Source organism: Actinokineospora auranticolor, from assembly GCF_002934265.1.
In the GTDB taxonomy this organism is placed as follows: Bacteria; Actinomycetota; Actinomycetes; order Mycobacteriales; family Pseudonocardiaceae; genus Actinokineospora; species Actinokineospora auranticolor.
On sequence record NZ_PTIX01000031.1, the window covers coordinates 1 to 15,674 of the forward strand.

The following is a 15,674-nucleotide window of genomic DNA, read 5'->3' on the forward strand; positions in this document are numbered from 1 at the left end:
CACCGGAGCTACCCGCGGGTGATCAAACGGAAAATGAGCAACTTCCCGGTCAAACGCGCACGACACCGACAACAACTCCGAAACAGCCGACCACCTCACTCGAACATCACCCTCACCCCGCCCAGCAAGACCCGACACCGCCGCCGACCAGCCGAAACCACCTAACCGACCGGCATTGCGGCTAGGGGGCGTTGGGTGTGAGGCAGAGGACGTGGGAGTGGGTCGGGGAAGGGGTGTAGGCGACGAAGGCGGGGGGTTGGCCGGGGTGGTCGAGGCAGACCCTCGGTTCCCGGGTCCTGGCGAACTCGGCGACGGCCCGGTAGGAGCCCGGTCGGCAGGCGGGGTTGAGGCGGGCAGCAAGGCGCCGTCTTCCGTCCCCGCCTGCACGGACACCTTCACCGTCGGACTCCGCCCGTGGACAACCGCGGCCACCGGCACGACCACAACCCCCGCCCCACGCGGGACGGCGACGTCCCCCACCACCCGCGGCACTCCCCTATCCCCCATGCCCCTTCAGACGCGCCCGCCTCGGCGCTCGTTACCGGAGCCACCCGATCGGCCGAAACCGCGCGCATCGGGCGAGGGCAGAATCCGGGAATGCCGGAGCAGACACGCGCCTTCTGGGACCAGCACGCCGCGACCTTCGACGACGAGGCCGACCACGGGCTCCGGGATCCCGTCGTGCGGGCGGCGTGGGCGGAGTTGCTGCTGCCGCTGATCCCCACGGGTTCGGCCGTCGCGGACCTCGGGTGTGGGACCGGGTCGTTGTCCGTCCTCCTCGCCGAGGCGGGTCACCGGGTCGTGTGATCGTCCCTTGCGTACCGCTCAGTCCTCTACGCCCTTGATCAGTCGGGCGGCGGTGGCCTTGCGGACGGCGTCCATTCTGGACACCGCGCCCAGTTTGGCGTAGATGTTGGTCAGGTGGCGCTTCACCGTGCCCGGGGTGATGAACAGCTCGGACGCGATCTGGGCGTTGCTCTTGGCCTTCGCCAGGAGTTTGAGGACTTCGAGTTCTCGTTCGGAGACGACCTTGCCCGCCGGTTGTTGGCGGTCCAGGCGTTCGATGGTGGTGCGGGAGACCGAGACCACGACGTTGCCGTCACCCCTCGTGACCGAGCGGACGGCGGCGATCAGCTCGTCCTTCGCGACCGTCTTCACCATGTACGCCGACGCCCCCGACTCCAGCAGGTCGTGCACCAGCACCGGGTCGTCGTGCATGGTCAGGATGACGATCCTGGTGAACGGCGCCGCGAACCGGAGCCTGCTGATCGTGACCCGCGCGCCCGGGCCGGGCATCTCGACGTCCAGCAACACCACGTCCGGCTGCAACCGCTCGGCCAAGGCGACCGCGTCGGTGCCCGACGCGCCCTCGCCGACCACGCGGAAGTGGGGGTCGGTCAGCAGCATCTCGCGCAGGCCCTCGCGGAACAGGGTGTGGTCGTCGACGACCACGATCGCGACCTCGTCCTGGGAACCCGGCCCGCTCACCGGACCACCTCCGGCAGTTGCACGCGGATGTCGACGGTCGTGCCGCGACCCGCCGCGCTGGTGATCGTCAGTGTGCCGCCCAGCAGGGCGACCCGCTCGCGCATCGAGGTCAGGCCCACGCCCCGGTCCTCCTGCCGCACCCGCGCCACGTCGAACCCGTCGCCGTCGTCGCGCACCACGCCGTGCAGGCCGCGGGCCTCGACGTCGACGCACACGTCGAGCCTGCCCGGGTCGCCGTGCAGCAACGCGTTGCGCACCGCTTCGCGCAGCACCAGGTAGACCTCCTCGCGGTAGGTGTCGGGCACGGTCTGGTCGTCGCCGCTGCACGTGAAGCGGACGTCGATGTCCGGCGGCACGCTCACCTTCAGGTACCTGCCCAGCGCCGCGACCAGCCCGTCCGCGCCCACCGCGCTGCCCAGCTCGGCCGACAGCGCCCGGACCGTCTTGAGCGCCTCGCGCAGCGCGCCCTTGGCGACCTCCAGCTTGGCGGCCGACCGCTCCGGTTGGTCGTTGATGTAGATGTCGTGCAGCTCCAGGTTCTGCAGCCCCACGCCGACCGCGTGCGCGGCCCGGTCGTGCAGTTCGCGGGCCATGCGGTGGCGCTCCTCCAGGTGCGAGTTGTGCACCTTCTTCAACAGGAACCCGGCGTAGGAGATGGTCGCCACCCCCACCCGCCGCATGATCGCGGCGTGCAGCGCCTCGCTCAGCGCGATCACCGCGCGCGGGTCCGCGGTCCCGGCGGGCACGATCTCGTCGATGACGGTGGAGAACAGCACCGTGGCCGCGTGCAGCGACTCCGTGGGGTGGATGCCCGCGACCGCGCGCTCGCCGCCGATCTCCGCGCTGAGCGGGTCCAGCGCCAGGTGCGAGCGGTCGTAGCCGCGCACGCCACCGAGGTCGGCGCGGGCCAGGTCGGTGAGCACCGCCTCCGCCTGGTGCATGGCCTGCCCCAGCCACTCCGGGTTGCCTGCGATCGGGTTACCCAGGTCCGCCAACCGGTCGAGATAGGTGTCGAGAATCCGGGCTCGCACGGCGGAGGTGAGACCGTTCCCGGTTTCGCCCCCACCCTCGGCCGAGTTCCGCGTCATGGCCCTCCACCCTACCGCCCCATGCCGTTTACGGATCACCGCGCCGATCGGTGAATATCACACCAGCAATGCCAGGTTGGCGACGTACTGAGTGACCATATAAACGCGGTAGACATCCTTACCGCAATCCGGCCGCGGCGACTTCCGCGTCCGCTGGAGCACCCACGGCGCGGCGGCGAGCATAATGCCGCCCGCGAGCACGCAGAGCGCCGGGAGGGCAACCCCAGGGGCGAACGCCGTGGACACCAGGAGGAACGCCGCGCCGTAGCCGACGGCGAGCACCCGGGCCAGGGTCGTGGCGCGCTCGGGGCCGAGCAGGATGGGCAGCGTGCGGCGCACCGCGAGCCGGTCCCCCCGGACGTCCTTGAGGTCCTTGGTCGCGGTGCCCACCACACCCATCCACAGCGACAGTCCGAGCGCGAACACCACCATGTCCACCCCGGGCACCGGCCCGCGCACCGCCACCGCGCCCGCCAGGTAGGTCAGCGCGCCCAGCGCAGTGCCGCTGAACACCAGCCCCGGCACGCTGTTCTTCAGCGGCCGGGGGCCGAACGAGTAGGCCCAGCCGAGCATGAGCATCAGCACGGTCAGCAGCACCAGCGCCGCCGACACCAGCGCCGCGGCGGCCACCCCGACGACGGACAGGCAGGCGACCGCCCGCCACGCGGCGGGAACGGGCAGCGCGCCGGTCGCGATCGGTCTGCGCGAGCCGTTGCGCCGGTCGCCGTCCACATCGGATATCCCGTTCAGCGCGTAGATGGCCACGCACACCGCGAACCAGGCCAGCATTCCGACGGAGGTGTGCCACAAGAGCAGACCCGACGGGTCCGCTAAGCGCGCGCCGATGGCGAATCGGAGCAGGTACATAAGCTGAACGGTCCATCGCGCCTCGCGCAGGGCCAGTCGTATCGCCCGGGTGGTGGAAATCCCCCGGGCGGCTATGCCGGTCGCGGCGTCGGTGTTCGCCTTGGGAGAGTCGAATCCGAACAGGTTCGTCACGCCAGGGTAAATGACCATGGCCAATAGTGGCCGATGTTTCGCGACCGCCGGAAGCGACCGCACGGCACATCCTGCGCTACGACCAAGGTAACAGTGCCGCTACCCCCTTGGACCACACTTGCTCCACCCCCGGTCGTAACCGCCTTGGAACCGCCCTGACCTGGGGATAGCTTCGCACTGTACGCACCTGCCGACCGCATCGGCAGCGCCTGTTGGGGGAGGAACACCAATGACCGCCAGCACCGCCGTCCGGGTTTCCGTGACACTCCTCGGCTCCTTCTCGCTGCGCCTGGACGGCCGACCGGTCCGGAAATGGCGCGCGGGCAAGGCGCGCAGCCTCTTCCAGTACCTGCTCGTGCACCGCGACCGGGTGGTGCTGCGGGACAAGCTGCACGAGGTGCTGTGGCCGCACAGCGACTGGTCGCCGAACTCCAGCTCGCTCAAGGTCGCCATGCACGCGCTGCGGCAGATCCTGCAGACCAGCCCCGACGGCACCAACACCAGCGGTGTGCGGATCGTGCACCAGGACTTCGGCTACGCCCTCTACGCCGACGGCATCTCCGTCGACGTCGACGAGTTCGAGGCCATGGTCGAGGCGGGTCGCGCGGCGGACAAGGTCGGCGACACCCCGCGCGCGGTCGCGGCGTACCGGGCCGCGATGGAGGTGTACCAGGGCGACTTCCTGCCCGGCGACAGCGCGGACTGGATCGTGGAGCAGCGCGAGTGGTGCAAGTCGCTGGCGCTGCGGGCGCTGGACCGGCTCAGCACCGAGGCGGCCCGCGTCGGCGACTTCGACCAGCTGGTCCGCTGGTGCAGGCGCACCATCGAGCTGGACCCGTACCGGGAGTCGGCTTACCAGATGGTGATGAGCGCGCACGGCCGCTTCGGCGAGCTGGCCGCGGTGCGCCGCTGGCACGACATGTGCACCCGCAGGCTCGCCGAGGAGTTGGGCGTGCGGCCGAACCAGGAGACCGAGCGCGCGTACTTCGCGGCCATGCGCGGCGAGGGCCGCGCCGCCGCCCCGCTGCGCGCCGTCCCCGGTCCCCGCGTGGTCCGCCCGCACCGCGCCCTGGCCATCCGGGACGCGAGCTGACCCGGCGGCGGGGTCGCACGGTCGGGTAGTGTCGCGGTCGTTATGTCAGATATGTCCAGGATGTGGGCGTGGCGTGCGTGACCATGTCCCTGGGATGTCCTCGGCGACCGGGAGGCCACATGGACTGGATGCTCAGCCCTGAGCTGTGGGTGGCCTTCGGCACGCTGCTGGTGCTGGAGATCGTGCTCGGCATCGACAACATCGTGTTCATCTCGATCCTGGCGGGTCGGCTGCCGGTCGAGCAGCAGCAGCGGGCCCGGATCATCGGCCTGTCGCTGGCGCTGATCACCCGGCTGCTCCTGCTGGCGTCGCTGTCCTGGGTGATCGGGCTGACGGCGCCGCTGTTCTCCCTGTTCGGCCAGGAGATCTCCGGCCGCGACCTGATCCTGGTGCTGGGCGGTCTGTTCCTGCTGGGGAAGGCCACCTACGAGATCCACGAGCAACTGGAAGGCGCCGAGCACACCACGAACCGCAAGGCGGTGTCGTTCGCGGGCGTCATCGTCCAGATCCTCATCCTGGACGTGGTGTTCTCGCTGGACTCGGTCATCACCGCGGTGGGCATGGTCGACGAGCTGGGCATCATGATCGCGGCGGTGGTCGTGGCCATGGTGATCATGCTGGTGTCGGCCCGCGCGATCAGCAAGTTCGTCAACCGGCACCCCACGGTCAAGATGCTGGCGCTGGCGTTCCTGCTGCTGATCGGCGGCAGCCTCATCGCGGAGGGCTTCGACCAGCACATCCCCAAGGGCTACGTGTACGGCCCGATCGCGTTCTCCATCTTCGTGGAGTTCCTGAACCTGCGCGCCCGCGCGAAGCGGGCCAAGGCGCCGGTGCACCTGCACCCCACGTACGTGAAGGAAGACCGCGAGGAACCGTCCGCTCCGGGATGACCCGGGGGCCGTACGGCCGTTCAGGTGGTGTCGGTAACCGAACCCGCAACCCTCGCGTCGCAGTGATCATGGTTGACGAAGCAGGGGTGCCGCCGCGGGTGACGGGAGAGATCGAGGTCCCGCGCGGCGCGGGGGTGGTGGTCGTTCCGGTGACCACGGTGGTACACGGGGAGAACCGGACGGTGAAGGTGCACGCGCCCGCGGGTGTGCACGACGGCGCGCTGTTGCCGATCGGGACCGAGCCGGACGGTCCCTACGTCCGGGTGCGCCTGGTGCGGGCCAAGGTCGATCCGAAGCAGGTCACGAAGTTCGCCGCGATGGTGGTGGCCTGCGCCACCGCCTACGTCCTCGTGCACGACTTCCTGGCGTACGTGGACCGCGAGTCGGAGCCGCGCCCGGTGGCCGTGGGCGGCGGGCGCAAGGCCCTCGAGGGCACGCCGACCCGGCACCAGCTCCCCATCGTCTTCGCGGTGGTGGGCGAGGACATCGGTGACGTAGAACCCGGTGCCTGTCTGCGAACCCCGGAGGGCCGCGCTTCCCTGCTGTTCGATCCCGGGTGTCGGTCGGGCTCCTACCGGGTCGTCGACATCCTGGCCAAGACCATCTCGTCCACCGACTGCCTCGATCGACCCGAGAGCACCCACGTCGCCATGACCGTCGACGACAAGGCCGACACCCACGTCCTCTGCCTCTCCCGAATCTAGTGCCGCGGCCCGCCCACGAACTCGGCCGGGTGGCGGGACCGCGAGATCGGTTCCGCCACCCGGCCGGGGTGGGTTCGGTCAGCTGGCGCGTTCGGCGCGGAAGCGGGTCGGGTTGGCGGTGGGGGTCGTCGGGGCCGGGTCGGTGACCAGGACCGTGGGGTGGTTGCCCGCCAGGGGTTCCAGGCGGCGGCCCGCCGCGGCGGCGGCGAAGCGGAGTCGGTGCATCAGTTCCGGCAGGTCCGAGGTCGGGAGGGCCTGCTTGCCGTCGCACAGGGCGGCGGCGGGGTCGCAGTGGGACTCCACGATGATGCCGTCCGCGCCGCCCGCGGCGGCGGCGAGGGCCAGCGGGATGACGCGGCCCCGTTCACCGGCGGCGTGGCTCGGGTCGACGATCACGGGCAGGTGGGTCCGTTCCCGGAACACGGCCACGGCGGCCATGTCGAGGGTGAAGCGGTAGCTGGTCTCGAAGGTGCGGATGCCGCGCTCGCACAGCACCACCTGCTCGTTGCCGCCGTCGAGCAGGTACTCCGCGGCCAGCAGGGTCTCGTCGACGGTGGCCGCCAGGCCGCGCTTGAGGAGGACCGGGACGCGGGTGGCGCCGACCTCCCGCAGGAGGGCGTAGTTCTGCATGTTGCGGGCGCCGATCTGGAGCATGTCGACCGACTCCGCCAGCAGCTCCACGTCCCGCACGTCGACCACCTCGGTGACGAACGGCAGACCGGTCTCCTCCTTCGCCGCCCGGGCCAGGTCCAGACCGGCCTGGCCCAAGCCCTGGAAGGAGTACGGCGACGTGCGGGGCTTGAAGATCCCGCCCCGCAACGCGTGCGCGCCCGAGTCCCGGACGGCGCGGGCGGTGTCGGTCATCTGGGTCGGGTTCTCCACCGAGCACGGGCCCGCGATCACCGCGAAGCCCGTCCCGCCGATCACCGTCTGCCCCAGGCGGACCACGGAGCCGGTGGCCCGGGACCGCTTGGCCGCCTTGGGGTAGTCGGCGCCGATGCGGTCGACCTCGGCGACCTGGGTCAGGTCCGCCACGGCCGCCGAGACGTCGGCGACCGGGGCGGAGGTGGAGACCAGCGTGGTCGAGTGGATCCGCGGCAGCACACCGGTCCGCCCGACGCGGTCGACGACTTCGGCTCTGTCCTGGTCGGTCGCGTGCTGGTGGAGCCGGATCACAACCGTCATGGGGTCCTCCCGGGGGTGGCGGGGCGCGACTTGTTGTAGGCGTCGACGCCCTCCCACCAGGGGGCGTCGTCGGTGGCCAGGTGGGTGAGGCGGTCGCGGTACGCGGTGGCCAGCGCGGCCACCCGGGTCGGGTCCGCGGTCTCGGGGGCGGTCCAGTGCGCGCGCAGCGCGTCGTCGTCGAGCACGACGCGGACGTCGACAACGGCGAACGCGCCGCACGCCACCACCGCGGTGACCGGGTCCGCCTGCGCGCGCCCCGGCGGTGGGCCGTCGACGGCGACCCCGATCTGCACCGCGCAGCGGGCCGGTACCCGGTCCGCAAGCCGGTCGGGCACCGCCCTGGCGCGTTCGGCGAAGGTCGGACCGCCGTCGGCCAGCTCCACCGGGCGGGACCCGGCGAAGCCGCCGACCAGCGCCGCCACCTGCGGGTGACCGGCCACGCGCAGGCCCGCCAGCACGGCGAGCGGGGTGAGTTCCTGGTCGCCGGTGAGCCAGCCCAGGTCGGTCTCGGCCAGCACGTCGTGCAGGGCGGCGACGATCGCGTCCGCCGGGGTGGCCGCGGCGGTCTCGGCGCGGCCGCGCAGGCCGTCGAACACCGACACCGGCAGTTCGACGAGGTGCGCGCGCACCCCGCCCGACGGGCACGGTCCGCTCCGCTCCGCACCGCCGTCGGCGTCCGCCTCGGCCCACTTGGCGAGGGAGCTCTGGGCGTAGTCGCGGAAGGTGATGGCGGGTGCCTCGACCGTGCCCGGTTCCTCGTACGCGGTGGCCAGTTCCGGCAGCAGCACCCGGTGCGCGCTGTCGAGGTCGACGGTCAGCGGCGACACCGCGAGCTGCACCACCACCGAGCCGTCCGGCAGCAGGTTCAGCCGCAGCACGTGCGGTTCGGCCGTGTCCCGCAGGTCCGCGCGGGCCTCGGCGACCCGGGCCAGCGCCTCCGGCTCGGACAGCACACCCAGGTCGACGACCTCCGGCGGCGGGCCCTCGCGCAGGGCCACCTGCTCGCCGCTGGCGCGCACCACCGTGCGCAGGCTGTCGTGCCGGGCCACGACCTCGGTCCACGCGGCGGTGAACCGGTCGACGTCGAGCCAGTCGCGCCGCCACTCGTAGACCTCGGCGGGTCCGGGCCGGTTGCCGCGCACCCGCCACAGCTGCCGCTGGGCGCCGGTGAGCGGGAACGGCTGGTACCGGTTGGCGGCGTCGTGCACCAGGGCGTGGCTCTCCGCGCCGTGCCGAGCGGCCTCGATCACCTGGGCGATGCCGTGGACCGTGGGCGCCCGGAACAGGTCCGCCATGGTCAGCGACACGTCGAGCTCCTGCTGGAGCCCCGAAAGCAGCCGCATCGCGCGCAGCGAGTCGCCGCCGAGGTCGAAGAACTCGTCCAGGACGCCGATCTCGTCGATGCCGAGCACCTCGGAGAGCAGTTCGCCGACCCGGTGCTCCAGCGCGGTGGTCGGCTCCTGGTACGGGGTCTCCAGGTCGGGGCGGGTGCGCGGCGGCGGGGCCAGGACCGCGCGGTCGATCTTGCCGTTGGCCGTGGTCGGCAGCTGGTCGACGACGTAGGCGGCGGGCAGCATGTACGGCGGCAACCGCCGGGCCAGTTCGCCGCGCAGCACGCGGACCTGGGGCGGGGCCACCGGGTCCGGCTCGATGTAGGCGACCAGGCGCCGGTAGCCGGGGGTGTCCTCGCGGGCCAGCACCGCGCACTGCCGGACGCCGGGTTGGGCGGCCAGCACGCTCTCCACCTCGCCGAGGTGCACGCGGTAGCCGCGCACCTTGGTCTCGTCGTCGATCCGGCCGACGATCTCGATGACGCCGTCGGGCCAGTACCTGGCGACGTCGCCGCTGCGGTAGAGCACCGGGTACGGGTCGTCGGCCAGCGGGTTGTCCAGGAACTTCTCGGTGTTGGCGTCGGGCCGGTTGAGGTAGCCGCGCGACAGGCTCTCGCCGGAGATGTACAGCTCCCCCAGCACCCCCGGCGGCACCGGCTCGCGGCGCTCGTCCAGGACGTAGGTGCGCACGTTCGCCACGGGGCGGCCGATCGGGGGCATGCGCGCGGCGCGCTCGTCACCGGTCAGCGCGGCGGCGGTCGTGGTGAGGTCGCACGTGGTCACCACGTTGGCCTCGGCGGAGCCGTAGACGTTGAGCACCGTGTACGGCAGTTCCGGTGGCGGCCAGGCGCGGACCCGCTCCCCCGCGATCCGCATCGAGCGCAGCGCGCACTCGGCGGGCCACGGCAGCGTCCACAGCCGCTCGGCCATGGCGGTGAGCTGCAGGGTGTGCGTGATCCCGGTGTCCACCAACCAGTCCCGCTGCTGCTCCGGCGACGCGGCGACGGTCGGGTCCGGGATGTGCACGACCGCGCCCGCGGCCAGCACCGGGAAGCAGTCGACCTCGACCAGGCCGAATCCCGGCGAGCACAGCCAGGTGCCACGCGACCCGGCGGTGATCTCGCACTCGCGGATCAGCACGTGCACGGTGTTGCGCAGCGGGCCGTGGCGCAGCAGTACGGCTTTGGGCACGCCGGTGGAGCCGGAGGTGTAGGCGACGTGGCTGATGCTCTCGTCGTCGATCGGTCCGGCGGGGTCGGTGTCCGGCGCGGACTGCCAGGTGGTGGCGTGCCGGTCGACCAGCACGACCGGCCGGGCGCCGCCCTCGTCGAGCGGCAGGACGGCGGCCAGGTGCTGCTTGCTGACCACCGCGACGGCCGCGGAGTCCTGGAGCATGAACGCCAGCCGCTCGGTCGGGTACTCGGGGTCGAGCAGCACCGCGGTGGCGCCCGCCTTCCAGATGGCGAGCTGGGTCAGCAGGCTCTCCGGGCAGCGCTCCATGAACACCCCGACGTTGCTGCCGGGGGTGGTGCCCAGCGACACCAGGTGGTTGGCCATCCGGTTCGCGCCGGACTCGAGTTCGGCGAAGGTGGTGGTGGCGCCCTCGTGCACGACCGCGGGCGCGTCCGGGGTGGACCGCGCGAACCCGGCGATCAGCTCGTGCACCGGGCGCGGGTCGACCTCCTCCTCGGTGTCGTTCCAGCCGAGCAGGATCTGCCCGCGCTCGGCGGAGTCCAGCAGCGGCAGCACCGACACGGTGCGGTCGTCGGCCACGCCGACCATCGCCTCCAGCATGCCGCCGAGGTGCTTGGCGAGCCGGTTGACGGTGCCGCGCTCGTAGAGCGCGGCGTTGCCGACCAGCGCGGCCCGCGGCCTGCCGCGCACCAGTTGCAGCACGACGACGATGTCGGCGTAGTGCAGTTCGCTCTCGGTGTGCCGATCGGCGTGGTGGCCGGGTTTGTCGCCGGGGCGGATGGCGATCAGGCCGTGGCAGGGGGCCTGGGTGGCGGCGCCGTCGGTCTCGCACAGGCGCAGCAGTTCCGCGCCGTCGACCGCGCCGACCACGGCGGCGTCCTTGATGGCGCGGACGGCGGTGGCGCGCAGGTCCCCGATCCGGGTGTCCCCGTGCACGGGTAACCGCGGAACGGTCAACTCCTCGTCGACTTGGCCGATGATCAGGTCGGTCTCACCGGTGTAGCGCAGCAGCAACGCGGCCAGCGCGGCCATCGGCAGGTCGGCGGCGAGCGTCCCGTCGGCGCCGATCAGCTCCCGCTGCGCGGCCTCGCTCAGCGGCACCGCGCAGACCAGCGGTTCGACCAGCCGCGGCGCGCGCGGCAACCGGTCGGTCGGGATCGGCTTGACCAGCGGGGCGCCAGCCAGGTGCTGCTGCCACGCCGTGGTGTCCTGGCTGTCGTGCACGGCATTCTCCTCGTTCGCAACTCGTCAGGCCGACAGGGCCTGGGACAGGCCGGGGTGGCCGAGGTCGGGCAGGGTGCGGGCGGCGCGGAGGGGCTCGGGCCGGTACAGCTCGGCCTGGTGCGCCACCCGCCTGCGGTGCCAGGCGGGGTGGCGGCCGTGGGTGCGGACGAAGTTGTGGATCAGCCGCATGCCGTCCTCGGTGCGGATGCTCTCCGGGTGGAACTGCACCGACTCGATGGGCAGCCAGCGGTGCCGCAGGCCCATCACGTACCGGTCGTCGCAGGACCAGGCGCTGACCTGCAGGCAGTCCGGGACGCTGTTCTCCACCACGACCAGCGAGTGGTAGCGGGTGGCGGCGAAGTCCTCGGGCATCTCGGTGAACACGCCGGTGCCGTCGTGCCGGACCCGGCTGGTCTTGCCGTGCATGAGGTGGTGCGCGGGCACCACCTGGCCACCGAAGGCGAGCCCGATGGCCTGGTGGCCGAGGCAGATGCCGAAGATCGGCACCTGGTCGCCGAAGGTGCGCACGATGTCGACGTGGCTGGACTCGGACGGGTGGCCCGGGCCGGGGCCCAGCAGCACCGCGTCCGGTTTGATCAGCCGGATCTCGTCGAGGGTCAGCTCGTTGGAGCGGACCACCAGCGGCTCGGCGCCCGCGGAGAGCAGGTACTGGCGGATGATGTAGACGAAGCTGTCGAACGCGTCGACCACGAGGACCCTCACAGCAGCTCCCTCCCCGTGACCGCCCAGTAGGCGGCGCTCGACTTGGCCAGGGTCTCGGTCCACTCGCGACCGGCGTCGGAGTCGGCGACCACCCCGGCCGAGGCCCGGGTGCGGTACACGCCGCCGGAGTGGATGAGCGTGCGGATGCACAGCGCGAGGTTCAGGTAGCCGCCCGCGCCGATCAGGCCGATGGCGCCCGCGTAGAGCCCGCGGCGGCGCGCCTCGGTGGCCTCGATGATCTCCATGGCGCGGATCTTCGGCGCGCCGGTCATGGTGCCCGAGGGGAACAGCGCGGCGATCACGTCGTAGCTGTCGGTGCCCGGCGCCGCCCGACCAACCACAGTGGACACCAGGTGCAGCACGTGCGAGTAGCGCTCGACGACCATCTGCTCGCGCACCTCGAGGGTGTCCTTGCCGCAGATCCGGCCGATGTCGTTGCGGCACAGGTCGACCAGCATCACGTGCTCGGCGATCTCCTTGGGGCTGCTCGCCAGTGCGGCGGCCGCGACCTCGTCGTCGACCGGTTCCCCGTCGACGACCCCGCGCGGGTGGGTGCCCGCGATGGGCCGCATGACGACCTCGCCGTCGCGGACCCGGACGAACAGCTCCGGGCTGGCGCCGACGACGGTGTGCTCGCCCAGCGGCGTCAGGTACATGTACGGGGAGGCGTTGCGCTCCCGCAGCCGCCGGTACACCCGCACGGGGTCGGAGTCGCTGCGGATCGACAGCTCGTGGCCGAGCTGCACCTGGTAGATGTCGCCGATGGCGATGTGCCCGAGCGCCTTGTCCACGTGCCGCAGGTAGGTCTCGCGCGCCGTGTCGTCCTCGATCACCTCGTCCGCCGACGGGGCGTCCGCGCCCGGGTCGGCGGGCCGGTCCGCGGCGGCGGCGAGCAGGTCGGAGAGCTCGCCGAGGTCGAGGTCCGGCCAGGCGGGGCTGGTGTGCACCAGCAGCTCGGCGTCGCCGGTGACCAGGTCGGTGCGCAGCAAGCCCTGGTAGAGCACCAGGTGCACGTCGGGCACGCCGGGGTCGCTCTCGATCAGGTGCGGCAGGTCCTCGATGTAGCGGGCCACGTCGTAGCCGAAGTAGGCCAGGAAGCCGAACTCGAAGCCGGTGGCCGAGCCGGTCACCTCGAACACCGACTCGGCGGCGCGGATCAGCGCCCACAGGCCGCGGTTGTCCCGCAGCCGGGTGCCGTCCGCGGTCAGCAGCGGCTCGACCCTGGCCAGCACCGCCGCGCGCACCGCGTCGGCGCCGCGCACCTGCACCTCCCCCGCGGTGACCGAGATGCTCAGCCGCTCGGCGAACCCGACCACGTGCTGCCCGCAGTCGCCGGGCGGGCCGCCCGCGGACTCCAGCAGGTAGACCTGGTCGCGGCCGAACCGCGCGCCGAGCGCCAGGTACGCCGTGAGCGGGTCGACGAGGGGCCGCGCCACCCGCGCGGTGGTCACCCGCACGCTGTGGGGTGGGGAGTCCATAACGTCTCCTGTGGTTGTCTGCCTGCCGACGGTGGGGCGCCCGGCGGCACGGGGTCGCCGGGGCGGGGCCGTCCGGGTCCGGACCGCCGGGGTGGGGCCGTCAGGTCGTGATGGCGTAGCGGTGCGCGACCTCGCGGGCGACGCGCACGGCGTCGTCGGCCTCGGTGCGGTGGTCGAGGATGCGCGCGGCCTTCCAGCTGACGAAGGCGCCGGTGCTGGTCACCGGGTCCAGCTCGGACTCCACCGCGATGCCCGCCGCCACGCCGGCGCGCTCGCGCAGCCGGGCCGCGATGCCCGCGCGGACCTCGTCCGGGTCGCCGCTCAGCTCGGGGAGCAGGTCCAGCCGGACGGTGACCTCGTCGGCGCCGTCGGCGTCGCGGTCGATGACGACCTGGTAGCCCAGGCAGCCGCGCACCCCGTCGAGCACCGCGGACTCCAGCTCGGCGGGCTGCAGCCGGGCGGTGCCCAGCGCGATCCGGTCGGCGACCCGGCCGATCACCTCGACGACCGGTCCGGGCAGCGGGGCTCCCGGGCCGGGATCGGTGATCCGCACCAGGTCGGCGGTGCGGTAGCGGATGAGCGGCTTGATGCCCTCGACGAGCATGGTGAGCACCAGTTCGCCCTCACCGGTGCGGCCGAGGTGCTCGCCGGTGTCCGGGTCGACCAGCTCGGCGATGTAGTTGAGCTCGGACAGGTGCAGGTTCCCGGTCTCGGCGCCGGTGGCGATGCAGAGGGTCTCCTGCGAGCCGTAGAGGGTCGGGTAGACCGTGGCGCCGGGCCAGATGCTGGACACGTTGGCGCGGAACTCGGGGGTGCAGATCTCGCCGAGCACCAGGAACATCGAGATCGGCAGGTCGGCGAGGTCGTAGTCGTAGTGCCGGGCGGCCTTGGCCAGGCTCAGGCACAGCGCGGGTGCGCCCACGACGACCTCGACACCCAGGTCCTTGATCAGCCGCAGGGCCTTGCGGAACCCAACGCGCGGGGACTCGGGCCAGATCTTCGCGTGGCAGCCGCCGAGCCGGTCGAGGACATCGGTGAACACGTCGCCGAACGCGTACAGCTCGGTCGGTCCCATCAGGCCGACCACCGGCATCCGGTCGCCGAAGCGGGCGGCGAAGAGCCGCCGCCAGGACTCCTCGACGGCGGAGTTGCTGGCGACGATGTCCTTGGCGCCGCGCGGGCACGGGGTGGAGGGGCCGGTGGTGCCGGTGGTCTCGTAGTAGATCCGCGCGTCGGCCGGGCTGCCGGAGAGCACGTCGTACATCTCGCGGCGCAGGTCGGCCTTGGTGGTGAAGGGCAGCCGCGACAGCGTCTCGGGGGTGACGGCCTCGATGTCGACGCCCTTGAGGTGCTCGCGGTAGAACGGCGACTTCGCGGTGACGTGCCGCAGCACCCTGGTCAGCTGGCTCGCGTGCCAGCCGGCGAGTTCGGCGCCGGTGAGGGTGCCGTCGAAGTAGCGGCCCGCCAGCAGGCCGTAGGTGGCGCGGAAGGCCCGCTCGTCCGCCAGTTTCGCGGCGATCCCGGGGAGGTCGGTCATCACAGGTGCTCCTGCAGCTCGTTGAGCGGCAGGCCCACCCGCTCGTTGCGGTCGGCCACGCTGAGGATCTCGCGGCCGGTGAGGCGGCGGTGCTCGGCCAGCAGTGTGCTCATGTCGATCATCCGCTCGACCATCCGGCCGACGTTGGTCAGGCCCTCGTCGTCCTTGAGCGCGTCGCCGCGGTGCAGCGCGTGCACCTGGGACGGGAAGCCGCTGCCGACCAGGATCATCCGGTTGAGCAGGGCGTTGACGCTCAACTGCGCCCACACCTCGCCCGCGCTGTAGCGGCGGGCCACGGAGATCACGCCCGCGACCTTGTTCGACAGCGGGCGGTCGAAGCGCAGGTAGCCGACGCCCGCGCGCTCGATGAAGGTCTGCATCAGGCTGGCGGACCCGAAGCCGTGCACCGGGGCGGCGAAGATGATGCCGTCGGCGGCCACCATCTTGTCGATCACGCCGGGGATGTCGTCGGTCTGCGCGCACCGGACGAGCCGGTCGTTGCAGTCGCCGCACGGGCCGCAGCGCAGCATGTTCAGGTCGCGCAGGTCGACGGCCTCCAGTTCGGCGCCGCGCTGCTCCGCGATCGCCGCGGCGTAGCGCAGCACATCAGCGGTGTTGCCGTCCCGTTCCGATCCGTTGATGGCGACGATCCTGACTGGTGTGGACACGGCTACTGCCTCCCTCGGGTTCGTTCTGCGGGAAAGGTAGGAACAGCCGGTTGCCGCTCGGTTACGCGAAGA

General features: G+C 72.2%; 13 protein-coding genes. 4 read left to right on the forward strand and 9 right to left on the reverse strand.

All coding sequences use genetic code 11. From position 1 onward, the window contains the following. Positions 1 to 597 precede the first annotated feature (597 nt). Positions 598 to 807, forward strand: a complete 210-nt coding sequence (locus CLV40_RS33010) for a class I SAM-dependent methyltransferase (protein WP_245931727.1) — start codon at positions 598 to 600, stop codon at positions 805 to 807. Positions 808 to 825: 18 nt separating this feature from the next. Here CLV40_RS33010 and CLV40_RS33015 read toward each other — a convergent pair whose 3' ends face one another. From CLV40_RS33015 to CLV40_RS33025, 3 genes are read right to left on the reverse strand one after another with little or no spacing between them, the layout of a single operon-like run. Then, a complete protein-coding gene (locus tag CLV40_RS33015) occupies positions 826 to 1,488 on the reverse strand; it encodes a response regulator (RefSeq protein ID WP_104482943.1) in 663 nt (220 codons plus the stop codon). After that, entirely contained in the window at positions 1,485 to 2,576 is a 1,092-nt protein-coding gene (locus CLV40_RS33020) for a sensor histidine kinase (protein ID WP_104482944.1), read from the reverse strand. The genes CLV40_RS33015 and CLV40_RS33020 overlap by 4 nt, the downstream gene beginning before the upstream one ends. A gap of 57 nt (positions 2,577 to 2,633) precedes the next feature. Then, complete coding sequence (locus CLV40_RS33025; RefSeq protein ID WP_181043895.1) at positions 2,634 to 3,575, reverse strand: UbiA family prenyltransferase; 942 nt, start codon at positions 3,573 to 3,575, stop codon at positions 2,634 to 2,636. Positions 3,576 to 3,804: 229 nt separating this feature from the next. On the opposite strand from CLV40_RS33025, the gene CLV40_RS33030 reads away from it, so the two are divergent. From CLV40_RS33030 to CLV40_RS33040, 3 genes are all read left to right on the forward strand, one after another. After that, the gene (locus CLV40_RS33030; protein ID WP_104482946.1) at positions 3,805 to 4,668 is read left to right on the forward strand and encodes an AfsR/SARP family transcriptional regulator; all 864 of its coding nucleotides are present in this window, start codon (positions 3,805 to 3,807) and stop codon (positions 4,666 to 4,668) included. 119 nt (positions 4,669 to 4,787) lie between these two features. Beyond that, a complete protein-coding gene (locus tag CLV40_RS33035; protein WP_104482947.1) occupies positions 4,788 to 5,558 on the forward strand; it encodes a TerC family protein in 771 nt (256 codons plus the stop codon). Positions 5,559 to 5,656: 98 nt separating this feature from the next. Continuing rightward, entirely contained in the window at positions 5,657 to 6,262 is a 606-nt protein-coding gene (locus CLV40_RS33040) for a hypothetical protein (RefSeq protein ID WP_146108354.1), read from the forward strand. A gap of 78 nt (positions 6,263 to 6,340) precedes the next feature. Here CLV40_RS33040 and aroF read toward each other — a convergent pair whose 3' ends face one another. The 6 genes from aroF to CLV40_RS33070 form a co-directional block, all read right to left on the reverse strand. Beyond that, positions 6,341 to 7,447, reverse strand: coding sequence for a 3-deoxy-7-phosphoheptulonate synthase (gene aroF, locus CLV40_RS33045; protein ID WP_104482949.1), 1,107 nt, complete (start codon positions 7,445 to 7,447; stop codon positions 6,341 to 6,343). After that, complete coding sequence (locus tag CLV40_RS33050) at positions 7,444 to 11,196, reverse strand: non-ribosomal peptide synthetase (RefSeq protein ID WP_104482950.1); 3,753 nt, start codon at positions 11,194 to 11,196, stop codon at positions 7,444 to 7,446. The genes aroF and CLV40_RS33050 overlap by 4 nt, the downstream gene beginning before the upstream one ends. 24 nt (positions 11,197 to 11,220) lie before the next feature. Continuing rightward, positions 11,221 to 11,919 carry an anthranilate synthase component II gene (locus CLV40_RS33055; protein ID WP_104482951.1) on the reverse strand — a complete coding sequence of 233 codons (699 nt, stop codon included), beginning with the start codon at positions 11,917 to 11,919 and terminating at the stop codon, positions 11,221 to 11,223. Then, positions 11,916 to 13,397 carry an anthranilate synthase component I family protein gene (locus CLV40_RS33060; protein ID WP_104482952.1) on the reverse strand — a complete coding sequence of 494 codons (1,482 nt, stop codon included), beginning with the start codon at positions 13,395 to 13,397 and terminating at the stop codon, positions 11,916 to 11,918. The genes CLV40_RS33055 and CLV40_RS33060 overlap by 4 nt, the downstream gene beginning before the upstream one ends. A 100-nt stretch (positions 13,398 to 13,497) precedes the next feature. Further along, a complete protein-coding gene (locus CLV40_RS33065) occupies positions 13,498 to 14,934 on the reverse strand; it encodes a phenylacetate--CoA ligase family protein (RefSeq protein WP_104482953.1) in 1,437 nt (478 codons plus the stop codon). Next, positions 14,934 to 15,602, reverse strand: coding sequence for a flavodoxin family protein (locus CLV40_RS33070; RefSeq protein ID WP_104482954.1), 669 nt, complete (start codon positions 15,600 to 15,602; stop codon positions 14,934 to 14,936). The genes CLV40_RS33065 and CLV40_RS33070 overlap by 1 nt, the downstream gene beginning before the upstream one ends. Between the last annotated feature and the right edge of the window lie 72 nt (positions 15,603 to 15,674).

Bases quoted from the DNA above. Each gene is read 5' to 3' on its own strand.
- CLV40_RS33030 (WP_104482946.1), top strand. From the start codon at position 3,805: ATGACCGCCAGCACCGCCGTCCGGGTTTCCGTGACACTCCTCGGCTCC.
- CLV40_RS33020 (WP_104482944.1), bottom strand. From the start codon at position 2,576: ATGACGCGGAACTCGGCCGAGGGTGGGGGCGAAACCGGGAACGGTCTC.
- aroF (WP_104482949.1), bottom strand. From the start codon at position 7,447: ATGACGGTTGTGATCCGGCTCCACCAGCACGCGACCGACCAGGACAGA.
- CLV40_RS33035 (WP_104482947.1), top strand. From the start codon at position 4,788: ATGGACTGGATGCTCAGCCCTGAGCTGTGGGTGGCCTTCGGCACGCTG.
- CLV40_RS33060 (WP_104482952.1), bottom strand. From the start codon at position 13,397: ATGGACTCCCCACCCCACAGCGTGCGGGTGACCACCGCGCGGGTGGCG.
- CLV40_RS33065 (WP_104482953.1), bottom strand. From the start codon at position 14,934: ATGACCGACCTCCCCGGGATCGCCGCGAAACTGGCGGACGAGCGGGCC.
- CLV40_RS33010 (WP_245931727.1), top strand. From the start codon at position 598: ATGCCGGAGCAGACACGCGCCTTCTGGGACCAGCACGCCGCGACCTTC.